We start from the raw sequence: 20,871 nt of genomic DNA, 5'->3' as shown, positions 1-20,871 counted from the left end.
GTCAGGCGTCGACGGGCTCGACGGTCCCGACCTGCACGGACCCACCGGTCATGGCGTCGCCGAGGCAGTCGAGGACGCGTTGCACGTCGGCCTCGGTGGCTCCCTCCGCGAACACGGCCGTCACGGTCGACTGCCACGTCGTCGGGCTGGTCAGCGCGGGGTCGTCGAGGCACGAGGCCCAGTCACCCTCCGGGTCGGTGAGCTGGACCGCCCAGGGTCCCTCGTCGGGGATCCCCGTCGGCCGGGTGCCCAGTCCGGCCAGGGCGGACAGCGCCAGCGCCACCGCGAGCACCAGGGCCGCGACGACGCCGACCTTCCCTCGGATCGCTCGCACCCCACGATCCTACGTCCCGTTATTGCACCAACCGGTTCAGTGTCGTATGGTGAACCACATGGTTCAGCATGACACCCTCGACCGGATCTACTCGGCCCTGGCCGACTCGACCCGGCGCGACATCCTCACCCGGCTCGGGGAGGGCCCCGCCAGCATCGGGGAGCTCGCCGAGCCGCACGGCATGACCCTCACCGGCATGACCAAGCACGTCCGGGTCCTCGAGGACGCCGGGCTGGTCCGCACCGAGAAGGTCGGGCGGTCCCGGCAGTGCCGCCTCGGCGAAGAACGACTGGACGACGCCATGGCATGGATCTCCTTCTACCAGCGGCTCTGGGAGCGTCGGCTCGACGGTCTCGAGGCCTACTTCACCCTGCAGAGAGGAACGGAAGAATGACCACCGACACCACCCTGGAGCTGCGCGCCACGCGCGTCCTGCCCGCCACCCCGGAGCAGGTGTTCGACGCCTACACCGACGCCGAGAAGCAGAAGATCTGGTTCTCCATCCTCGACGAGGAGCCCGGCGTCGTGGAGATCGAGGTCGACCTGCGCGTCGGCGGCCAGCAGACCGCCGTGTGGGGGCCGGACCGCGAGAACCTCTTCCGCGAGACCCAGACGTTCCTCGTCATCGACCGTCCGCACCGCCTCGTCACCGAGTCGACCGGCAGCAGCCCCGACGGCATGACCATGACCACGCAGGTCGAGGTGACCTTCGAGGCCGAGGGCGACGGCACGCGCATGTCCGTCGTGCAGACCGGGTTCCCGTCGGTCGAGATGCGTGACTTCTTCGCCGAGCACGCGTGGGTCGGGGCGTTCGACCGCATCGAGGCGTACCTGGCACGGGCGTGACCCATTGACGTTGCCACCCGCGGGGACGGAGCGCGAGGCTGACCCGATGGTCGATCTCGTGCACGTCCCCGCGGAACCAGACCACCCCGATGCCTGGACGGTGGAGGGGACGGTCCAGGTCGGCGACGCGGTCGACCTCGCCATCCACGGCTCGACCGACATCTCGCTCGACGTCCCGATGACGCGCGCGACGATGACGGAGCCCCACCGCGCGGTGCACCGGCTCGTCGCGCTCCCCGCCGGGTCGCCGCGGACGCCGGCCTCCGTCGTCGGCCGAGCCATGATCGGCCTGCCGCTCGTCGGCAACGCCCACCTCGCCGTCGTCTACGTCGGCGTGCACCCGCACTGGCGGCGACGCGGCATCGGGTCGGCGCTCTGGGATGCCGGCCTGGAGATCGCCCGGGCGGCCGGGCGGCGCGTCGTCATCTCCGACTCCTCCTACCGGACCGAACCACCCCCCGGGCCGGACGCCCTCGAGTCCCCCACCGGCAGCGGCCGGATCCCCGCCGACGACGACGCCACCCGGTTCGCGCTCGCCCGCGGCTTCACGCTCGAGCAGGTCGTCCGGCACTCCGTGCTGGACCTGCCGATCCACGTCGACCACCTGCGAGCCGCACCCGGCAGCGACTACCGCGTGCACCTCATGCAGGACGACTACGCCCCCGAGTGGCGCGAAGGGATGGCCGTCCTCAAGACCCGGATGAGCACCGACGCCCCGTCCGCCGGGCTCGAGCTCACCGAGGACCCGTGGGACGCCGCGCGTGTCGTCGCCGACGCCGCCGACATCCGTCGCCGCGGGCAGGGCTTCCTCGTCGCCGTCGTCGAGCACGTCCCCACCGGGACGCTCGCCGGCTTCTCGATGGTCGAGTACCCGCTCGACAGGCCGGCCGTCGTGTACCAGGGCGACACCCTCGTCCTGCGCGAGCACCGCGGGCACGGCCTCGGGATGCTCGCCAAGATCGCTGTCCTGGACGAGCTGGGAGGCGTCCGCCCGGCTGCCCAACGCATCCACACCTGGAACGCACAGGAGAACGCGCACATGCTCGCCATCAACGTGGCGCTCGGGTTCCGGCAGGCCAGCGTGGACGCGGAGTGGCAGCGGCCCCTGTGACGGCCGCCGTCTCGTTCCGTCCGGGCTCCGTCCGCGACGCCGCCGGTGGCCTGGTCGCCCTCACGCTGGCCACGTTCGTCGCGATCACCACCGAGCTGGTCCCGGTCGGGCTGCTCCCGCAGATCAGCACCGATCTCGAGGTCACCGAGTCCGTCGCCGGGCTGCTCGTGACCGTCTACGCGTTCATGGTCGCGGCGCTCGCGATCCCCCTGACACTGGGCACCCGCAGGCTCCCCCGCAAGGGCCTGCTCCTGGTGACCCTGGTCGCCTACACGGTCAGCAACGTGCTCGTCGGCATCGCGCCGTCGTTCGGGCTCGTCGCCGCCGGACGCGCCGTCGGCGGTGTCGCGCACGCGCTGTTCTTCTCGCTGAGCATCGGGTACGCGTCCCGGCTGGTGCTCCCGCACGTCACCGGGCGCGCGCTCGCCCTGGTCACCGCCGGGGCGTCCGCCGGTCTCGTGCTCGGCGTGCCGCTGTCCACCGCGCTGGGCATCGCCGTCGGGTGGCGCAACGGGTTCCTGGTCCTCGCCGCCGCGTGCGCGCTGGCCACGGTCCTCGTCGCGACGCTGCTCCCACCCGTCTCGGGCGACGACGCACCCCACGCCGACCACACCCGCACGGACCGACGCCGACGCCTCGGCATCGTGTCGACCACCAACACGCTGACCTACCTGGCCCAGTACACGGTCTACACGTACGTGTCGGTCCTCCTGCTCGCGACCGGGCTCACCGAGACCGCCGTCGGACCCGTCCTCCTCGGCCTCGGCGCCGTCGGCCTCGTCGGCACCGCGTACGCCGCCGTCTCGCTCGACCGGGACCCCCGCCGCGGCACCCTCGCCGTGCACGTCGTCATGGCCCTCGGCCTGCTGGCCCTCGGTCTCGTCTTCCCGGCCCAGGCGGGCGTCCTCGTCGCGGCCGCCGTGTGGTCCGGGGCGTTCGGCGCGATGGCGTCCGTGTTCCAGACCGCCGCCATCCGCACCCGCGGCGCCTCCCCCGACATCATCGGTGCGCTGGTCAACTCGACCGCGAACGTCGGGATCGGCGGCGGCGCCGCCCTCGGCGCGCTCGTGCTCGTCGGCCCCGGTCTCGGCGCCCTGCCGTACGTCGGCGCCGGGCTGCTCCTGGCGAGCCTCGTGGTCATCGTCGTGGCACGACGGTCCTTCCCGACGCTGCCCTCGTCAGGGGGTCAGGAGGTATCCGGTAGCGCTGCCACCGCCCCACGCGAAGACCACCTCCGGCGACGCGGCGACCACGGGTGAGTCCGCGTCCGTCCACGGGGGCGCCGGCACGGCCGTCGTGGTGCCGTCGACCGGGTCGAGCAGCACGTCACCGACCCTGACCCGGTCACCGACCACGACTCGCGGCCACGAGGTGCGACCCGGCACCTCCGGCAGGTCCGCCCAGGTCGCCGTGCCCGGGTCGAAGATCCGCCCGGACCAGTACGTCCGACCCCAGTTCCCCACCTCGCCCCCGTCCGCGCCGCCCACGTCCGGGAACACCACCCGGCCCGCGACCGCCACCGGGTCGGACCCGATGACCTCGCTGCCCGGCAGCACCGTCCACGTCGTCAGCGTCGGGTCGAGCTCGGCGGCCCGGACGAGCGACGGCCTCTCCGCGCCCGGACTCGGCACGAGGTCCTTCGCCGTGAGGACCACCAGGCCGTCGACGACGACCACCGACCTGTCGTAGCTCGGTCCCAGCGGGTCGTCCGGGAGGCGGTGCCACGTGCTGGTCGCGGGGTCGAACCAGGAGTCGACAGTTGCGCCCGACTCGTCGGAGGTCGGGATGTTGAGCAGCACGTCGCCGTGCTCGACCAGTCGTCCCGGCCCGTCCGGCGGCATCGGGAGCGTCGCCCAGTGGTCGACCGCCACGTCGTAGGTGAGGAGTGCCGAAGGCCCGTCGCTGTCACGGTCCACCAGGAGGTAGAGGACGCCGTCGACCACGGCCGTGGTCGCCCACGGGATCTCCAGGGGAGCGTCCGCGATCTGCGCCCACAGGCCGGTGGTCGGGTCGAAGGTGGCACCGTCACGGCGCCACTCGCCCGTCGGGACCCCGCAGTCGGCGTTCGGAGGGCACGGCGGCCCGTCGTCGCCACCGACGACGACGAAGCGGTCGTCCACCCAGGCCACGGTCGCGGTCCGGCGGGCCGACAGCGGACCGTCCGGGACGCGGTGCCAGCCGTCGCCCGCGAGCGCGGTCCGGTCGTCCGGCGCCACCACGGGGCCGCACCCCACCAGGAGCGCGACGACGACCCACGCACCGACGGCCGACCTGCTGGTCTGCACCCGACACCTCCCGTCACCGCGTTAGTGTCGCGTCGACCCCGTTCCTTGCACCTGGAGCGAGCACAGCCGGCCCGTCGCCGCCGACCCACCTGGGAGACCCCGTGACCGTCCCGCAGGCCGTCCTCGGGTTCGCCGTCGTCGCGGGGCTGCTGACGATCATCCCGGGCATCGACACCGCGCTCGTGCTCCGGTCGGCGATCAGCCGGGGACGCGCGTACGCCTTCGCGGCCGCGGCGGGGATCAACGTGGGCTGCCTGGTCTGGGGCGTCGCCGCGGCGGTCGGTGCGTCCGCCCTGCTCGCCGCGTCCGAGCTGGCGTACCGGATCCTCACCCTGGCGGGCGCCGCGTACATGGTCTGGCTCGGCATCAGCCTGCTCCGGACGAGCCTGCGGCCCCACCGCGTGTCGGCAGCCGTCGACCCGCCACGCGCGTCCGTCTGGCACGGGTTCGTCACCGGCCTGTGGACGAACCTGCTCAACCCGAAGATCGGTGTCTTCTACCTCGCGACGATCGCCCAGTTCGTCCCCGCCGACACCTCCCCGCTGCTCATGGGCGTCCTGCTCGCCGCCGTGCACAACGTCCTCGGCATGGCGTGGTTCACCGTGATCATCCTGGCGACCGGGTTCGCCGCCCGCTGGCTCGCCCGCGACGCCGTCGCGAAGGTCACCGACCGCATCACGGGCACCGTCCTGGTCGCCTTCGGCGCGAAGCTGGCCCTCGACGCCCGGTAGACGACCCGGACCTCACCGCGCGTACGCGACCTCGCGGGCCTCGGCACGCACCGACCGCACGAGCGCCCCGAGGCACGCCGCCCCGATCGCGAGCTCGACGACCCCGGCGACGAGCAGCCCGTCGGTCGGCCGCCCGTCGAGCACCAGGCTGAGCACCCGCGCCAACCCGTACGCGAGGTACACCAGCGTCCCGACGAGCAGCGCCGTGAACCGCAGCCGCGCCACGAAGGCACCTGCCACGAGCAGCCCGCCGATCACCAGGAGGGCGGCCCCGGGAGCCCGCCGCTCGCTGAGCGCGTCGGCGTCGAGCCCGAGGACGATCCCGTAGGACTCGGAGAACGCGACGGGCGCCAGCAGCACGGCCGCGCCGATGGCGACGGCCAGGGCCCCGGCGACGACCAGCAGCGCCTTAGCCACGGGAAGCACGTCCGTCGCGGTATTCGTGCGTGAGGGGGCGGTCGGTGATGCGGCGCCCGGTCGTGCCGGTGGCCTCGGTGGCGAGGTAGGTCGGTGTGGTCATGGGTCCACCCTGGGGGCGGCTGGATGGACGGACAACGACCAGGGATCCGCCGAACATGACCGTTCGTCCTGGGAGACCGACGGACCGTGCGCGGCACGGAGGCCTGACTCGTCAGTCGGCCGCGGGCCCCTCGACGACAGCGGGCTCGGGGTCGGGAGACGGGTCGGGCTTGGGCTTGGGCAGGTCCTCCCCCGACAGCCACGAGTACCAGACGGTCTCCGGCCCACCCTGCAGGAGGACCGCCCGCGTCAGGAGGGTCAGCGGCACGGCGAGGATCGCGCCGAGCGGCCCGATGACGAACGTCCAGAAGATGACGGACACGAAGCTGAGCGTGAGCGTGATGTTCACGGCGTCGGCGACGAACTTCGGTTGCACCAGCACCTGCAGCACGACGTTCACGGCGCTGTAGACGGCGATCACGGCGAGCGCCAGGGGCCAGCCGCCGACGACGAGCGCCAGGATCGTGGGCGGGACGACGCCGATGACGAACCCGATGTTCGGGATGAAGTTGGTGACGAACGCGAGGATCGCCCAGACCGCCGGCGCGGGGACGCCGAGTGCCCAGAGCGCGAGCCCGTCGATGATCGCCACGACGGCACCGAACGACGCGCTGACGACGAAGTACCGGCGGACGCCGATGTTGAACGTGGTGGCCCGGCGCAGGACACCGCTCTGTGTCGCGCCGAACTGCGCGTGCGCCCCGTCGTACCGGGCTGCGTCGACCGACATGAAGATGACGTAGGTGACGACGACGAACAGCGTCGTCGCGACACCGAGAGCCGCACCGGAGATGCTCGTCGCGACGCCCAGCAGCTGCGACGGCTGGAGCGCGTCCGTCACGGAGCTCACGGCGTCCTGGTCGAGGCCGAGCGTCGCGAGCCACGACGTGGCGCCACCGACGGCGTCCTGCAGCTCGGCGAGGTACTCCTGCACGAGCCCGGCGAACTGGATGCCTGCGAACGTGAGCATGGCGATGAGGACGAGCAGGATCAGGTAGACGACGACGATGACGACGGTCGTCGCCGCGGCACGGTGCCAGCCCCGGTGCTCGAGAGGGTGCCGGATCGGGTGCACGATGATGACGAGCACCGCGGCGAGGAACAGCGGCGCGAGCACCTCGCGCGAGGCGTGGACGCCCGCGAGGACGACGACCGCTGCCGACAGGAACAGGAGCGTCCGGGTGGAGGGCGCGAGGCCCTGGGGCGATGCCATCGGGCCGACGAGCTCCTTCGACGTGGTCCACGAGCGGGTGCTCGCAAGATAGCGCGGCGGCTCAGCCGGAGGCGGCACGCCACTCGCGGGGCGTCATGCCGTACTCGCGGCGGAACACGCGCCCGAAGTGGGAGGCGTCGACGAAACCCCAGCGGGCGCCGACGGCAGCGACCGTCAGGTGCGCGGACGCGGGGTCGCGCAACGCCCGTCGGCACTCGTGGAGGCGCAGCGCCCGGATGGTGTCCTGGAGCCCCACCCCGGCGCGCTCCAGCTCGGCGTACAGGTGCCGGACGGACACGTGGTGCGCCGCGGCGACCCTCGCTGCGGTCAGGTCCCGGTCCGCCAGGTGCATCCGCACGTACTCCTGGACGCGGAGCACCAGGGAGCCCTGCAGGGGTGCAGCGGCGAGCGGCTCGTCGGCCAGGTGCGTGGTGATGAGGGCGCGGAGCAGGTCGATGCTCGGACCGGCGACGAGCGCGGCGGCCGTCGGGTGGTCGAGGACGTCGGTGCTGCCGAGCGTGTCGAAGTACGGCGCGACGACGGCCGCGAGCGGGTTGTTGTCCGGTCCGATGCGCAGCCCGGCGACGGCGTCGAGGGTGCTCGCCGGGAGGCCGAGCTCGCTGCGCGGGACCTGGAAGTAGTGCAGGTCGGTGCGGGTCGTGTTGAGGACGGTGTACGGGCGGGTGCTGTCGTAGACCGCCATCTCCCCGCGGCGCAGGACCGCCTGGTTGTCGCCCTGGGCGAACATCGACGTGCCCGAGACCTGGACCGCGAGGAACACCTTCGGGTCGTGGTCCTGCCGGGCCAGGGCGGGCGTGCGCCGCAGCGTGGTGGGCGTGGACCGTGCCGACGAGAAGTTCACCGAACCGGCCGTGGCGAGCCGGCAGACCACCTCGATCTGCGGGCCGGGACGGTCGTAGGAGATCTCGACCGGCATCACCTCGGTCCAGATGGCCTCGCGGATGATCTCGATGCGGTCGTCGGGCGGCAGGTCGTCGGAGCGCAGGACGAGGCTCATCGGAAACCCCCACATGTCGGACACACCGCGATGAGCCCACCGTAAGCGTCTGGACGCGCGCCCGACAGGGGGGATCGTGCACGGACGGACCAGAACCCTGCACGTCACGGCCACCTCGGCGTCGCCGGTACTCCGGAGACTGGCGGTGATCCGCCACCGTCCGAAGGGAACCCACCATGAGCCCCACCGTCGTCCTGATCCACGGAGCCTTCGCCGACGCGTCCGGCTGGGGCGGCGTGATCAGTCGCCTGACCGCCGCCGGCCACGCGGTGCACGCGCCGGCCAACCCGTTGCGCAGCGTGTCGGGCGACGCCGCGTACATCCGGTCCTTCGTGTCGACGATCGAGGGTCCGGTCGTCCTCGTCGGGCACTCCTACGGCGGGGCGGTCATCACGAACGCGGCCGTGGGGGCGGACAACGTCAAGGCCCTCGTCTACATCGCGGCGTTCGCGCTCGAGGAGGGCGAGGCGGCCGGTCCCGCGACCGCGCTGGGCAGCGACGGCCCGCCGCCGGACCTCACGCAGGTGATCGTCGTGCGCCCGTTCCCGGACGCGGGCGAGGGGAACGCGGACGCCTACCTGGACCCGGCGATCTTCCCGCAGACGTTCTGCCAGGACCTGCCCGCGGAGGAGGGCGCGATCATGGCGGTCTCGCAGCGCCCCGCCGCGCTGGCCACCCTCGGGGAGCCGTCCGGGCCGCCTGCGTGGAGGACGCTGCCGTCCTGGTACCTGGTCGCGTCGCAGGACCGGGTGATCCCACCCGCGGCCGAGCGCGCGATGGCCGCCCGTGCCGGGTCGACGACGGTCGAGATCGACAGCTCGCACGTCGCGATGATCAGCCACCCCGACGAGGTCGCGGACCTGATCAAGCAGGCGATCGCCTCGGTGGGGTGACCAGCGGCGCGGGGAACCGAGGCATGACCGTCGTGCCCGCCAGCCAGGTGGTCAGCCGGTCGGCCTCGGCGTCCAGCGCTGCACGCGCGTCAGGGCCGACCTCCTCGAGCAGGACCAGGTCGACGGCGCCGTCCTTCGTCGACCAGCCACCGACGATCCTCCCGTCGACCCAGATCGTCGCGCCCCCGTTGCCTGCGGTGTCGAACACCTGAGCGCGGTAGGGGCCGAGGTACCAGGCGCGCTCGGACCAGCCCATCGTGGTCGGGTCGAGGGCGGGCAGGAGGGCGACCCACGGATCGACGGGCCCGACGGGGTCGGTGTCGTCGGCGAGCACCCAGCCGGTCGAGCCGTCGTCCAGCGACACCTCGACCGCGCCGACGTCCCGCAGCGCCTGCCGCACCGCTGTCAGGGTCGAACCGAGCCACCACTTCAGGTCGAGGGTGGTCCCCGGCCCGAACCGGCGCAGCCACCGCTCGACCAGCCGCGCCCGCGCGACGTCCTCGGGGACCGACGGGATCGGCTCCCCCAGCCAGTCGGCCGCGAGCGCCCAGGTGGGTCGCGACGACGTCCACGAGCCGAGGTTCCCGGCGCGCACGACCGTCCCGGCGGCCTGCAGGCAGGTCATCACGCGCGACACCACCGGGAAGGACCCGGCCCACGACTTCCCGTGGCCGTACGCGATGGACCCCTCCAGCACGGGCTCGCGCTCGCGGAGCTGCGCCGCGGTCAGGGGTCCGTCGGCCAGTCCCTCCACGGCGGCCGCCGTCACCTCGTCGAACCACCGCGACGCGTCGTCGACGAACCCGGCCTCCCGGACCTCCTTCTCCAGCCGCCGCCGCTCGACGCCGGCGACCTTGTCGCTCGACGCGGCCTGCACGACCGGCAGCAGGTCGCGTCCGACCGCGAAGAGCGTCCGTCGCATGGCCAGGTGCTTGACGAGCGTGCGGTCCTCGAAGAACGCGCGGTCCAGGTCCGGCACGGTGAACCCGTCGACGCGGGCCCACGCGGACAGGTACAGCCCGGTCGGGTCGGTGGCGTGCAGGCAGACCATCGCGTCGGCCGCGGCCTCGACGTCTCCGACGCGGAAGGGCGGCGCGACGGCGTGCCGACGGGCCAGGCGCGCACGGCGCTCGTCGTCGTCGAGGTGGATCACGCTGTGATCTTCTCAGCAGACCGTTCTCAGCCGACGGTGTGGTTGTAGAGCCAGTCGTTGCGTGCGTCGTGGGCGGCCCGGCGCAGGAACACCGGCATCATCGCGTCGCGGATCGCGACGCCGAGGCGGCTCTTCGTGACCCGCTTCTGCGCGTCGATCGCGCGGGCGTACTTCACGACCGCGTCGGTGCGCGGCTGACGTGCGGCCTGGTAGGTGGCGAACGCAGTGCTGAAGGAGCCCTCGTCGCGCAGGGTCCGAGAGAGCACCGCCGCGTCCTCGAGCGCGAGCGACGCACCCTGACCCGCGCTCGGGCTGGTGGCGTGCACCGCGTCCCCGATCGCGACGACCCGCCCGCGGCTCCAGTGCCGCACCCCGACGAGGTCGTCGACCGGGTACGGACGCAGCTCGTCGGTGGTCGCCGCGAGGATCTGCGGGACGGGGTACGGGTCGTCGGAGTGCAGCGCCCGCAGGTCGTCGAGCCTGACCGCCGCGTCCCGGTCCGGGGCGGTCACGTTGGCGAACCAGTAGGTGGTGCCGTCGGCGCGCACGAGGTAGCCGAAGAACGAGCGGGCGCCGAAGACGAAGTGCTGTGTCTCGGGCGTCGGTTCCAGCCCGGGCACGCGCGCGAACCCGCCGACCCCGACCAGCCCGCTGTACACGGGCTCGGGGGCGGCGGGGTCGATGTGGCGGCGCGTCGGGGAGCCGATGCCGTCGGCGCCGACGAGGAGGTCCCCGTCGGCCACGGTCCCGTCCGCGAACGTGGCGCGCACGCGGTCGGCGTCCTGCTCGATCGACACCAGCCGCGCGCCGTACGTCGTCGGGACGCCGGCCGCGTCGGACCCCTCGCGCAGCACCTGGTGCAGCCAGCTGCGCCGGACGATGACGCTGCCGCGCTCGGGCTCGCGCACCGGACCGTTGGGCACCGCGCCGAGCTCCTTGCCGGTCCGGCTCCACATGACCATCCGCCCGGCGCGGTGGCCGTCGGTCAGCAGCCGGTCGCGCAGCCCGAGCGTGTCGAGGACGGCGAGGCCGTTCGTCGCGACGTTGAGGAACAGGCCCGCGTAGGGGTCCGGCCCGTGGTGCGCCTCGTAGACGTGGGTGTCCCAGCCGTCTCGGGAGAGCAGCTGGGCGACCGCGGGACCGGCGACCCCGCCGCCGATGATGAGGGCTCTGGGCATGATGACGTCCTTTGATACCGTGGAAGAACGAGACTCTCGCATTCAGAGTCTCTCGTATTTCGAGAGAGTAGGTCGTCCGTGGGAACCCCGTCAACCCGCGAGCAGTCGATCGCGCGCATGGCCGACGTCATGCGCGACTTCATGGCGAACGCCGTGCTCTTCCAGGACGCGGTCGCGCGCACCGGGGGCCTCAACAGCACGGACCTGCAGGCGGTCGGGCTGCTGATGAGCCAGGGTCCCGCCACCCCCGGCGAGCTGGCCGAACGCACCGGCCTGAGCGCCGGCGGCGCGATCACCGCGGTGATCGACCGGCTGGAGAAGGCCGGCTACGTCAGCCGCCAGCGCGACCAGGCCGACCGTCGGCGCGTCATCGTGACCGCCGACGTCGACAAGGTCCTGCAGCAGGTCGGACCGGTGTACGGCCGCGTCGGCGCGCGCTGGGCCGCCTACCTGGACACCCTCACCGACGAGCAGATCGACCTCGCGAACGAGCTGTTCACCCGTGCCAGCGAGATCAACCGCGAGGAGATCGAGCTGCTGAGGGAGAGCCGATGATCGAGGTGACCTCGCCCGACGGCCGGACGCTGCGCACCTACGACGTCCCCGTCGACGACCCCGTGCTCACCGTCGTCTGGCACCACGGGACCCCCAACGTCGGCACCCCGCCCGAACCTCTGCTGCCCGCGAGCGCCGCACGTCGCATCCGCTGGGTGTCCTACGACCGCCCCGGCTACGGCGGCTCGACCCCGCACCCCGGCCGCGACATCGCGTCGGCCGCGGGAGACGTGGCGGCGATCGCCGACGCCCTCGGCCTCAGCCGGTTCGCGGTCCTCGGCCACTCCGGCGGCGGACCCCACGCCCTGGCCTGCGCTGCCCTGCTCGGGGACCGGGTCGTCGCCGCCGTCAGCGGGTCGGGACTCGCGCCGTACCCCGCCGACGGCCTGGACTGGTACACAGGCATCAACCCGGCCGGCACCGCCGAGCTGCGCGCCGCCGTCGAGGGCCGCAGCGCGCTCGAGCACGTGCTGACCACCAGCGAGTACGACCCGTCGATGTTCACGCCGACCGACCACGCGGCGCTGGAGGGCGACTGGGGCTGGCTCGGCCGGATCGCGGGCGAGGCGCTGGCAGACGGCATCGGCGGGATGGTCGACGACGACCTCGCCTACGTCGCGCCCTGGGGCTTCGACCCCGCCGCCATCACTGCGCCGGTGCTCCTCCTGCACGGCGACGCGGACCGCGTGGTGCCCAGCAGCCACGCACGCTGGCTGGCGGAACGCATCCCGTCGGCGGAGCTCTGGCTGCGCCCCGGCGACGGGCACGTCTCGGTGCTGCACGCCGCGACCGACGCCCTCGACTGGCTCCTGTCGAAAGTCGACGCCACGGACAGGTGAATCGCTTCGGTGCCTGGTCATCGCGCGTGCTCGTCGTGAGGGTGGACGGACGCCCCCGCTCAGCCGTCAGGCAAGCGTTTGCCTGACGGAGGGCGCTCCCGGGGGGTCAACGTCGACGTCTTCGAGAAGGGGATACCCCATGTCAGTCCGAGCACGACCTCGCACGTTGGTCACCGCGCTCCTCGCGGTCACCATGGCGCTGGTGGCCGCGGTCGTCACCTCCCAGCCCGCCTCTGCCCACGGCTCGGTCACCGACCCGCCCACGCGCAACTACGGGTGCTGGGAGCGGTGGGGCAGCAACCACCTCGACCCGACCATGGAGCAGAAGGACCCCATGTGCTGGCAGGCCTGGAAGGCCAACCCCAACACCATGTGGAACTGGAACGGGCTGTACCACGAGGGCATCGGTGGACGGCATGAAGAGCTCATCCCGGACGGCCAGCTCTGCTCCGGCGGACGCACCGAGGGCGGCCGGTACAACTCGCTGGACGAGGTCGGCCCCTGGGTGGCCAAGGGCGTCCCGACGTCCTTCACCCTCACGCTGACCGACTCGGCGAAGCACGGTGCCGACTACCTGCGCATCTACGTCACGAAGGCCGGCTTCGACCCGACCACCCAGTCGATCGGCTGGGACGACCTCGACCTGGTCAAGGAGACCGGCCGCTACGGCACGACGGGCCTCTACCAGACGGACGTGAACCTGTCCGGCCGCAGCGGTCGGGCGGTCCTGTACACGATCTGGCAGGCCAGCCACACGGACCAGCCGTACTACCTGTGCAGCGACATCAACATCGGTGGCGGCAACACGACGCCGACCCCCACCCCGACGCCGACCGTGACCTCCACGCCGACGCCGACCCCGACGGTGACGTCGACCCCGACGCCCACCCCCACGGTGACGTCGACCCCCACCCCGACCCCGACGGGCGGCACCGGTGCCTGCACCGCGACCGTCAAGGTGGTCAACAGCTGGAGCGGTGGCTTCGTCGGTGAGGTCACCGTGAAGGCCGGCTCGACCGCGTTGACCGGCTGGCACACGGCAGTCGCCGGGGCGACGCTCTCCCAGGCGTGGAACGGCTCCCTCTCGGGCGCCAACACCATCACGAGTGCCGCGTGGAACAGCGCGGTGCCCGCGGGAGGCACGGCGACCGCCGGCTTCATCGCCAGCGGGAGCACCACCGGCCTGACGGCGGTGTGCGGGACGCACTGACCCAGCACGGCCTGGCGCCCGCCGTCCTCCCCTCCGGGGGGCGGCGGGCGCCGTCGTGCCCTGACCGACGAGCCCCGGCGCCGCGACGTCAGCTGACGGGTGCGCGGCGCCCCTCGGCCGCGCGGAGCAGGAGCACCGTCACCGTCCAGGTGAGCGCGACGACCGCGACGACCACCGAGACCGCGACCACGGTGCGGGGGAAGTAGTCCCGGAGCATCGCGTCGCAGAACTCGTCGGCGCTGACGTCCACGGCGAGCTCGGCGTTGGTAAGGTCCTCGTAGCAGCTGCGGACGATCGCGAACCGTCCGGTCGCCAGCAGCAACCCCCAGGGGAGCAGGAGGAGCAGCAGCCAGCGCAGCTCCTCGACCAGCGACATCGGCGGCCGACCGTGCCGACGGCGCCGCTCCTGGGCGCGCGACCGCAGCAGTCGCGCGCCGAGCCAGATCCCGACGACGACGAGCACCACGACGGTGGCCAGGAACATCGTGCGCCTCCTCCGTCGCGCTCGACAGTAGGGCCGACCTGAGCCGGAGCACGTCCGAGCAGCCCGCGGTCACCCGGACGGGTCAGGGACGCAGGGTCCCCGTCACGGCATCTGCACGGGCAGGCCGAACGCCTCGAAGTGCTCGGCACCGATGAACGCCGTCAGGCCGGCGACCTGGCCGCCCCGGAACGTGAGCACGTCGATCGACCAGGCGTGGTGCACGTCGTCGCCGGGCGCGCGCAGGTAGGACGCCACGGCCGGCTGGCCGTTCGCGCTCGTCGGGACGTGCCGCCACGAGCCGCAGGTGAACGCGATCGTCGTCGCGAACTCCGTCACGGCCGCGCGCCCCCGGTACCAGTGCGGCAGCGGCGGCATCGACCACGTGACGTCCTCGGTCAGCAGCGAGAGCAGCAGGTCCACGTCGCCGCGCTCCAGGGCCGAGGAGTACCCGGCGACGACCTCGCGGACGCGCCCGTCGGCAGCCGGGACCGCGTCCCGCGGCGGCACCTTCTCCGCGACGGTCGCCCGCGCGCGCTGCAGGGCGCTGTTCACCGAGGCGGTCGTCGTGTCCATCCAGGTGGCGATCTCGGCGGCGGAGAAGCCCAGGACCTCGAACAGCAGGAGGGCGGCCCGCTGGTTGCCGGGCAGGTGCTGCAGCGCGGCGACGAACGCGAGCTCGACGGACTCCCGCTGCTCGTAGCGCGCGTCGGGGTACGGGCTGAGCCAGGCGACGTCGGTCAGCGGGGCGTCGCCGACGACGGCGTGCTCGCTCGACGGCCCGAGGTCGACGGGCAGCGCACGGCGGCCGCGCTGCGCGACGAGGTCGAGGCAGGCGTTGGTGGCGATCCGGTAGAGCCACGACCGCAGCGAGCTGCGCCCCTCGAAGTCGTCCATCGCGCGCCACGCCCGCAGCAGCGCATCCTGGAGGGCGTCGTCGGCGTCGTGCACGGAGCCGAGCATGCGGTAGCAGTGCGCGTGGAGCTCGCCGCGCAGGGGCGCGAGCCGTTCGGTGAAGGCATCGACCTCGGACAGGTCCGTCATGACCGATGATTCTGCCCCGCGGCGCAAGTCCTACTCCTGACACCATCACCCCAGGAGGACCCATGACCACCCAGACCACCGCCACGACTCTCGACGTCCCCGGCGCCCGCCTGCACTACGAGCTGCGCGGCGCCGGCCCGCTGATCGCCCTCGTCGGCGCCCCCATGGACGCGACCGCGTTCGCCCCGCTGGCGGACCTGCTCGCCACCGACCACACCGTCCTGACCACCGACCCCCGCGGCATCAACCGCAGCTCGGTGGACCACCCCGACCGTGACTCGACCCCCGTCGAGCGTGCGGACGACCTGGCGGCGCTGCTGCGGCACGTCGACGCCGGCCCCGCGACGGTCCTGGGCTCGTCGGGCGGTGCCGTCACCGTCCTGTCCCTCGTCGAGCGCCACCCTCACCTGGTGCACACGGCCATCCCGCACGAGCCGCCCCTCGACGAGCTCCTCCCCGACCACGCCGACCTGTACGAGAAGACCGAGCAGATGATCGCCACCTACCTGACCGGTGACACCCGCTCGGCGTGGCGGCAGTTCATGGACATCGGCAACCTGCAGATGCCCGACGAGGTGTTCGAGCTGTACTTCGGTACGCCGCGCGAGGGCCAGGACGCCCTCGACGAGCACTTCCAGTTCGCGCACATGCTCCGGCACACCGTGCGGTTCCGGCCGGACGTCGCCACGCTGACGGCGACACCCACGAGGATCGTCGTCGGCATCGGCGAGGAGTCGACCGGCGAGCTGTGCGACCGGACGTCGCGTGCGCTGGCAGACCTGCTCGGCATCGAGCCGACGCTGTTCCCCGGCGACCACATCGGCTTCGCCGAGCAGCCGGAGGCGTTCGCGGTCCGGCTGCGCGAGATCCTGGGCGCATGAGTCTCGACGCCACGTTCACCGCACCCATCCGCAAGGACGGAGCCTTCGCCACCTACCTGGAGCTCGACGGCTCCGCGGAGCTGCTCGGCACCCGCAAGGCGGTCAAGGTCACCGGCACGCTCGACGGCCACGAGTTCGCCGCGACCCTCATGCCGTCGGGCACCGGGCCGCACTGGCTCCCGCTGCGCAAGGCCCTCTGCACGACGATCGGCAAGAGCGAGGCGGGCGAGGTGGTGGAGGTCCGACTGCTGGACCGCACGACCTGACGAGGACCCTGCCATGAGTGACGCGACGCAGTCCCAGACGTCACTCATGGCAGGGTCGGCTCAGGTCAGTTCCCGGTGATGACGAACTGGCTGCCCGGTTGCGTGACGATGTTGCCGTCCGCGTTGCCGGAGAGAGTCACGTTGCTCAGGATCGCGTTGCCGCGGATCCCGCTCATCGCCAGGATGCCGGCACCGTTGCGGGAGTTGGTGATCCGCACGTTCGTGATCCGGACGTCCGGCACGACGCCGCCGCCGTTCTTGAACTGGATGCCGTCGTAGGTGGAGTCGTCGATGTCGGTGTCCCGGATGGTGACGCCGGTGATGTCCAGGGTGCTCGGGAAGATGGTGATGGCCCCGAACTCCTGGTCCTCGTTCCAGAACGCCCCGCCGGTCCGGTACAGACCGTTGTTGGCGATCAGCGTGGTCCCGCCGAAGGGCAGGGGGCTGTGGTCGGTCGCCAGCATGATGCCCGGGTAGTTCATGGTGTCGTAGACGAGGTTGTTCTCGATCGACTGGTTGGAGCCGCCGTAGATGGCGATCCCGTTGGCGCGCCACGGCAGCTGGATCGTGTTGTTCACGAAGTGGTTGTCGCGCGCGTTGTCGGCGGTCCGGTCCTTGACGTACGGGTTGGCCCAGATGGCCAGCGCGTCGTCACCGGTGGTGCGGAACGACGAGTTGAACACCCGCGAGTTCCGGGTGCCGTTGGAGAAGTTGATCCCGTCGGCGTAGGTGTTGCGGATGCGCATGCCCGAGAGCTCGAGGCCGTCGGCAGGTCCCCAGAGCTCGGGGATGTTGTCGTAGTCGCGGCCGACCCAGACACCCACGTTGGCGTGCTCGATCCACACGTTGCTGATCTTCGTGCCCGTGCCGAACCGACCGTTGAGCCCGACGCCGCCCTCGTCGTTCCCGTCGCCGCCACGGATCCGGCCGGAGCCGAAGATGGCGATGTCGGAGATCTGGACGCCCTTGTCGATGTCGAACCCGAAGTTGCCCTCGTGCGGGTGGTTGAGGGTGTTCGCGTCCTGCGGCTCGATCAGCGAGTAGAGCTGCGAGTGCCACATGCCGGCCCCGCGGATCGTCACGTTCGAGATGCCCACCTGGTTGTGCATCCCGCGGTTGAGCGGGTCGTCGGTGAGGATCTTCTTCTCCTGGCGCCACTGACCCTGCGGGATCCAGACGCAGCTGATCTGGCCGTTCTGGTCCGCCGTCACCGCCGCCTGGATTGCCGCGGTGTCGTCCAGCCCGTCGTTCGGCACCGCGCCGTAGGCGGTGATCGACGTGCACTCCGCGGGCTTCGACAGCGGCGGTGCCACCTGCTCCAGGTCGACGGAGTCGATGACGTAGAACGCCGCCGAGTCGCCCGCGTCGCGCTGCAGCCGGAACACGGTGCCCGCCGGGTAGGACTGCGCGAGCAGCGCGTGGGACTCGTCGAACAGCCGTCGCGCGTCGCCGCCCGGGGTGTTGGTGAGGCCCTCGGGCTGGTCGGTGGTCCCGTACAGCCAGCTGTGCCGGGACGACAGCATCACCTTCTGCACGAAGGCCCCGTTGGCGTACAGGCTGATCGTCGCGTCCTGACCGCCTCCGCCGGCCGCGTCCGGGATGGAGTTCCGCACGACGATCGAGTTGGTGGCGTTGGTGGAGGTGAGCTGCACGTACTGACCCTGGTTGGTGAGGCGCACCGACCTGCGGCCCGAGGACTCGGTGCCGAAGTTGGTGTGCCCGAACGTCCGCAGCGCGTCGGCCTCGAGCAGCGTGCCCGTGTAGGTGCCGGCCTCGGCCTCGTAGGACGTGTACGGGACGGCTGCCCCGCGCCCGACGACGATCGACTGCGCGAGCGTGTTGTTGTTCTCGTTGGTCTCCGCGACGGCGTTCGTCGCGTCGGCCGTGGCGGTCAGCGTGGCCCCGCCGGTCGCGGCGGTCCACGTGCCGCTGATCGCGACGGTGGCGGTGCTTTGTGATGCCAGCGCACCCGTCGCGCCGTTCAACGTGGTGCTGCCGACGACGAGCCGCGTGGTGCTGGCTGCGGCGGCCGACGACCCCCGGTTCTTCACGGTGACGGTGAACGACACCGACGACCCCACAGACGGGTTGGCCGGGTTCGACGCGATGGCGAGGACCTGCAGGTCCGGGCCCGGCGCCTCGGTCACGACGACCTTGGTCGGGTTGCTGAACCCGTTGTTCGCCTCGTTCTGCTCCACGACCGCGTTGGCGGGGTCGACGACCGCGCCGATCGTGTACGACCCTGCGGGCCGCGTCCCGATCGCCTTGCTCACCGTGGCGGACTGCCCGGCCGCGAGCGCGGGCACGGCCACCGAGTCCACGCGCGCCCCGTCGACCGTGAGGTCCACCGTGGTCGCGGCCGACGCGAGGTTCCCGCCGTTGCGCACGGTCGCGGAGAGGGTGATCGCGGCGGTCTCGACGGGCGAGGCCGGGCTGGCCGTCACGGCCGTGACCGTGAGGTCCGGGTTGGGTGCGGGGAGTCCGACGACCTGGAGCACGGAGACCTGCCCGTTGCCCGCACCGGTGTTGCCGGTGAAGACCAGTCGTACGTCCGTGGCCGACCCGCTCACCGGGACGGTCACCTTGTTGCCGGAGCCGGGAGCGAACGCGTACGCGGCCGACGCCTTCAGCGACGTCCACGCGCCGGTGCCGACCCGGCCCTCGATCGAGAACGTCTGCGTCCGCGCACCCCAGGCGGCGACCGGCGGGACCCCGACGACCACCTGCTGGAGCGTCGACTGCGACGCCAGGTTCACGGCGAGCCAGCTCGGGTACGCGCCGCCGGCACCCTCCCAGTACGTGTTCGGGTCGGCGTCGACCGCGTTGCCGGCGGCGAACGAGAACTCGGTCGACGACGCCGTGGCGGGCCGGCCGGCGGCGAGGTCGGAACCGTCGCCCGTGGGCGTGGTCGCGACGACGACCGAGCCGGACGCCGTGTTGTTGGTCTCGTTCGACTCGGCGACGGTGTTCGCCGGGTCGACCGTGACGGTGAGCGGGTAGGTGCCGGTCGCCCGGGTGCCTCCGTTCACGGTGATCGTGGTCTGGGCACCGGCCGCGAGCGCTGGGACGTTCACCGTGCCGACGGTCGTGCCGCCGATCGCGACGACGGCCGTGGTGGCGGCCGAGCCGGCGGTGCCGGAGTTCCGGATCGTGGCGCCGACGGAGATCGCCTGCGTCGGCGTCACCGTGATCGGGTTCGTCGTCAGCGCGACCTGGAGGTCGGGGCTCGTCGGCACCTGCGTCGTGGTGCCGAACACCTGCAGCTCGGCGACCTGCGCGTTGGACGAGCCGGTGTTCGCGGTGAACACGAGGCGGACGTCGGTCGCGGACCCGGTGACGGCGATCGTCACCGTGTTGCCGGACGACGGGCTGAACACGTAGGCGGCGGACGCCTTGAGGGTGCTCCACGAACCGCTGCCCGTGCGGCCCTCGACCGCGAACGTCTGCGTCCGGTTGCCCCAGGCGGCGTCGGGGTTGAGCTTCACGACGACGCCGGTCAGCGTGGACTGTGCGGCGAGCGACACCGTGAGGTTCGACGGGTAGGCGCCGGGCGCACCCTCCCAGTAGGTGGCGGTCGAGCCGTCGACCGCGTTGCCGGCGACGTAGGTCTGCTGCACGGAGGTCGCGGTGATCGGGCGGCCCTGCGCGAGGTTGCTGCCCTCGGGCGGGTCGACCGGCGGCGTCGAGGAGGTCCCGTAGACCTCGACCTCGGACAGCTGCGCGGCGGGCCAGCCGGTGTTGGCGCTGACGGCGGCGCGCACGTAGCGGGCGCTGGTGTCGGTGACGTCGACGGCGACGGTGTTGCCGCCGGTGAACGCGTAGGACGCCGACGCCTTGAGCGTCGTGAAGCTCGACCCGTCGGTCGAGCCCTGGAGCGTGACGGTCTCGTTCCGGGCACCCCAGCCGCCGGGGATCTTCAGGGTGATGTCGGTGACGGTCGCGGCGGCGCCGAGGTCCACCTGGACCCACTGCGGGAACGCGTTGTTGGCCGACTCCCAGTAGGTGGCCTGGTTCCCGTCGGTGACGTTGCCGGCGACGTAGGTCTGGTTCGAGCTGCTGGCGGTGGCGGGCTTGCCCGCGGAGAGCAGCACGGGGGCGGCGGACGCCCCCTGTGCCACGAGCGCGACGCCCAGGGGCGCGACGAGCGCGATCGTGGCACCGGCCACGATCGCGTGCTTCAACCGAGTTCTCATGGACGTCCTCGTTCTCCCGCGTCAGTGCGGGGTCGACCCCGGGGCGCGCGGAGGCGACCGGGGTGCGGGGTGGGACGGCGAGATGAGTGCGGTTCATCGCGACCGGGATGCACGGCTTTGT

General features: G+C 72.3%; 21 protein-coding genes. 11 read left to right on the top strand and 10 right to left on the bottom strand.

The window, feature by feature from the left end; translation table 11 throughout:
- Position 1: 1 nt before the first annotated feature.
- The gene (locus ASF78_RS09355) at positions 2 to 334 is read right to left on the bottom strand and encodes a hypothetical protein (protein WP_056587238.1); all 333 of its coding nucleotides are present in this window, start codon (positions 332 to 334) and stop codon (positions 2 to 4) included.
- A gap of 58 nt (positions 335 to 392) precedes the next feature.
- Between ASF78_RS09355 and ASF78_RS09350 the strand changes: the two genes are divergently transcribed.
- Genes ASF78_RS09350 through ASF78_RS09335 form a run of 4 tightly spaced genes read left to right on the top strand, consistent with a single transcriptional unit; the run spans position 393 to position 3,550 of the window.
- Positions 393 to 728, top strand: coding sequence for a helix-turn-helix transcriptional regulator (locus ASF78_RS09350; RefSeq protein ID WP_056588432.1), 336 nt, complete (start codon positions 393 to 395; stop codon positions 726 to 728).
- A complete protein-coding gene (locus ASF78_RS09345) occupies positions 725 to 1,180 on the top strand; it encodes an SRPBCC domain-containing protein (protein WP_056587235.1) in 456 nt (151 codons plus the stop codon). Before ASF78_RS09350 ends, ASF78_RS09345 begins: the two co-directional genes overlap by 4 nt.
- 46 nt (positions 1,181 to 1,226) lie before the next feature.
- Positions 1,227 to 2,291: a GNAT family N-acetyltransferase gene (locus tag ASF78_RS09340; protein ID WP_056587232.1), complete on the top strand. Its 1,065-nt coding sequence runs from the start codon at positions 1,227 to 1,229 to the stop codon at positions 2,289 to 2,291.
- Positions 2,273 to 3,550, top strand: coding sequence for an MFS transporter (locus ASF78_RS09335; protein ID WP_235518453.1), 1,278 nt, complete (start codon positions 2,273 to 2,275; stop codon positions 3,548 to 3,550). The genes ASF78_RS09340 and ASF78_RS09335 overlap by 19 nt, the downstream gene beginning before the upstream one ends.
- Here the strand turns inward: ASF78_RS09335 and ASF78_RS09330 are convergent.
- A complete protein-coding gene (locus ASF78_RS09330; RefSeq protein ID WP_056587229.1) occupies positions 3,470 to 4,576 on the bottom strand; it encodes a hypothetical protein in 1,107 nt (368 codons plus the stop codon). The two genes, ASF78_RS09335 and ASF78_RS09330, sit on opposite strands and share 81 nt — an antisense overlap.
- A 101-nt stretch (positions 4,577 to 4,677) precedes the next feature.
- Here ASF78_RS09330 and ASF78_RS09325 point away from each other — a divergent pair, with 101 nt between their 5' ends.
- Positions 4,678 to 5,307 carry a LysE family translocator gene (locus ASF78_RS09325; protein WP_056587227.1) on the top strand — a complete coding sequence of 210 codons (630 nt, stop codon included), beginning with the start codon at positions 4,678 to 4,680 and terminating at the stop codon, positions 5,305 to 5,307.
- Between the two features lie 12 nt (positions 5,308 to 5,319).
- Here the strand turns inward: ASF78_RS09325 and ASF78_RS09320 are convergent, their stop codons facing one another.
- The 3 genes from ASF78_RS09320 to ASF78_RS09310 form a co-directional block, all read right to left on the bottom strand.
- Positions 5,320 to 5,724, bottom strand: coding sequence for a DUF4345 domain-containing protein (locus tag ASF78_RS09320; RefSeq protein WP_056587225.1), 405 nt, complete (start codon positions 5,722 to 5,724; stop codon positions 5,320 to 5,322).
- Positions 5,725 to 5,938: 214 nt separating this feature from the next.
- A complete protein-coding gene (locus tag ASF78_RS09315) occupies positions 5,939 to 7,039 on the bottom strand; it encodes an AI-2E family transporter (RefSeq protein WP_056588430.1) in 1,101 nt (366 codons plus the stop codon).
- Between the two features lie 61 nt (positions 7,040 to 7,100).
- Positions 7,101 to 8,057, bottom strand: a complete 957-nt coding sequence (locus ASF78_RS09310) for a helix-turn-helix domain-containing protein (RefSeq protein ID WP_056587222.1) — start codon at positions 8,055 to 8,057, stop codon at positions 7,101 to 7,103.
- 176 nt (positions 8,058 to 8,233) lie between these two features.
- Between ASF78_RS09310 and ASF78_RS09305 the strand changes: the two genes are divergently transcribed.
- On the top strand, positions 8,234 to 8,950 hold the full coding sequence (locus ASF78_RS09305; RefSeq protein ID WP_056587220.1) for an alpha/beta fold hydrolase: 717 nt from the start codon (positions 8,234 to 8,236) through the stop codon (positions 8,948 to 8,950).
- Here ASF78_RS09305 and ASF78_RS09300 read toward each other — a convergent pair.
- Together ASF78_RS09300 and ASF78_RS09295 are read right to left on the bottom strand one after the other, a co-directional pair.
- Positions 8,922 to 10,103, bottom strand: coding sequence for a winged helix DNA-binding domain-containing protein (locus ASF78_RS09300; RefSeq protein WP_056587217.1), 1,182 nt, complete (start codon positions 10,101 to 10,103; stop codon positions 8,922 to 8,924). The genes ASF78_RS09305 and ASF78_RS09300 overlap by 29 nt on opposite strands.
- A 26-nt stretch (positions 10,104 to 10,129) precedes the next feature.
- A complete protein-coding gene (locus ASF78_RS09295) occupies positions 10,130 to 11,281 on the bottom strand; it encodes an NAD(P)/FAD-dependent oxidoreductase (protein ID WP_056587214.1) in 1,152 nt (383 codons plus the stop codon).
- Positions 11,282 to 11,359: 78 nt separating this feature from the next.
- On the opposite strand from ASF78_RS09295, the gene ASF78_RS09290 reads away from it, so the two are divergent.
- The 3 genes from ASF78_RS09290 to ASF78_RS09280 all read left to right on the top strand — a co-directional run bounded on the left by ASF78_RS09290 (position 11,360) and on the right by ASF78_RS09280 (position 13,885).
- Positions 11,360 to 11,836: a MarR family winged helix-turn-helix transcriptional regulator gene (locus ASF78_RS09290; RefSeq protein ID WP_156374089.1), complete on the top strand. Its 477-nt coding sequence runs from the start codon at positions 11,360 to 11,362 to the stop codon at positions 11,834 to 11,836.
- Positions 11,833 to 12,675, top strand: coding sequence for an alpha/beta fold hydrolase (locus ASF78_RS09285; RefSeq protein WP_056587207.1), 843 nt, complete (start codon positions 11,833 to 11,835; stop codon positions 12,673 to 12,675). The genes ASF78_RS09290 and ASF78_RS09285 overlap by 4 nt, the downstream gene beginning before the upstream one ends.
- Before the next feature lie 139 nt (positions 12,676 to 12,814).
- Complete coding sequence (locus ASF78_RS09280) at positions 12,815 to 13,885, top strand: lytic polysaccharide monooxygenase (protein WP_056587204.1); 1,071 nt, start codon at positions 12,815 to 12,817, stop codon at positions 13,883 to 13,885.
- Between the two features lie 88 nt (positions 13,886 to 13,973).
- Here the strand turns inward: ASF78_RS09280 and ASF78_RS09275 are convergent, their stop codons facing one another.
- Positions 13,974 to 14,369: a hypothetical protein gene (locus tag ASF78_RS09275; protein ID WP_056587201.1), complete on the bottom strand. Its 396-nt coding sequence runs from the start codon at positions 14,367 to 14,369 to the stop codon at positions 13,974 to 13,976.
- Positions 14,370 to 14,471: 102 nt separating this feature from the next.
- Entirely contained in the window at positions 14,472 to 15,410 is a 939-nt protein-coding gene (locus ASF78_RS09270; RefSeq protein ID WP_056587198.1) for a sigma-70 family RNA polymerase sigma factor, read from the bottom strand.
- A 62-nt stretch (positions 15,411 to 15,472) separates the two neighbouring features.
- On the opposite strand from ASF78_RS09270, the gene ASF78_RS09265 reads away from it, so the two are divergent.
- Positions 15,473 to 16,291 (top strand): alpha/beta fold hydrolase, encoded by an 819-nt coding sequence (locus tag ASF78_RS09265; protein WP_056587196.1) that lies wholly within the window; start codon positions 15,473 to 15,475, stop codon positions 16,289 to 16,291.
- On the top strand, positions 16,288 to 16,557 hold the full coding sequence (locus ASF78_RS09260; protein WP_056587193.1) for a DUF1905 domain-containing protein: 270 nt from the start codon (positions 16,288 to 16,290) through the stop codon (positions 16,555 to 16,557). Before ASF78_RS09265 ends, ASF78_RS09260 begins: the two co-directional genes overlap by 4 nt.
- A 65-nt stretch (positions 16,558 to 16,622) precedes the next feature.
- On the opposite strand, the gene ASF78_RS09255 is transcribed toward ASF78_RS09260, so the two are convergent.
- Positions 16,623 to 20,750: a CARDB domain-containing protein gene (locus ASF78_RS09255; protein WP_056587190.1), complete on the bottom strand. Its 4,128-nt coding sequence runs from the start codon at positions 20,748 to 20,750 to the stop codon at positions 16,623 to 16,625.
- Positions 20,751 to 20,871 lie beyond the last annotated feature (121 nt).

Source organism: Cellulomonas sp. Leaf334 (assembly GCF_001424195.1).
Lineage (GTDB): Bacteria > Actinomycetota > Actinomycetes > Actinomycetales > Cellulomonadaceae > Cellulomonas.
This window is presented reverse-complemented; position numbering and strand designations above follow the sequence as displayed.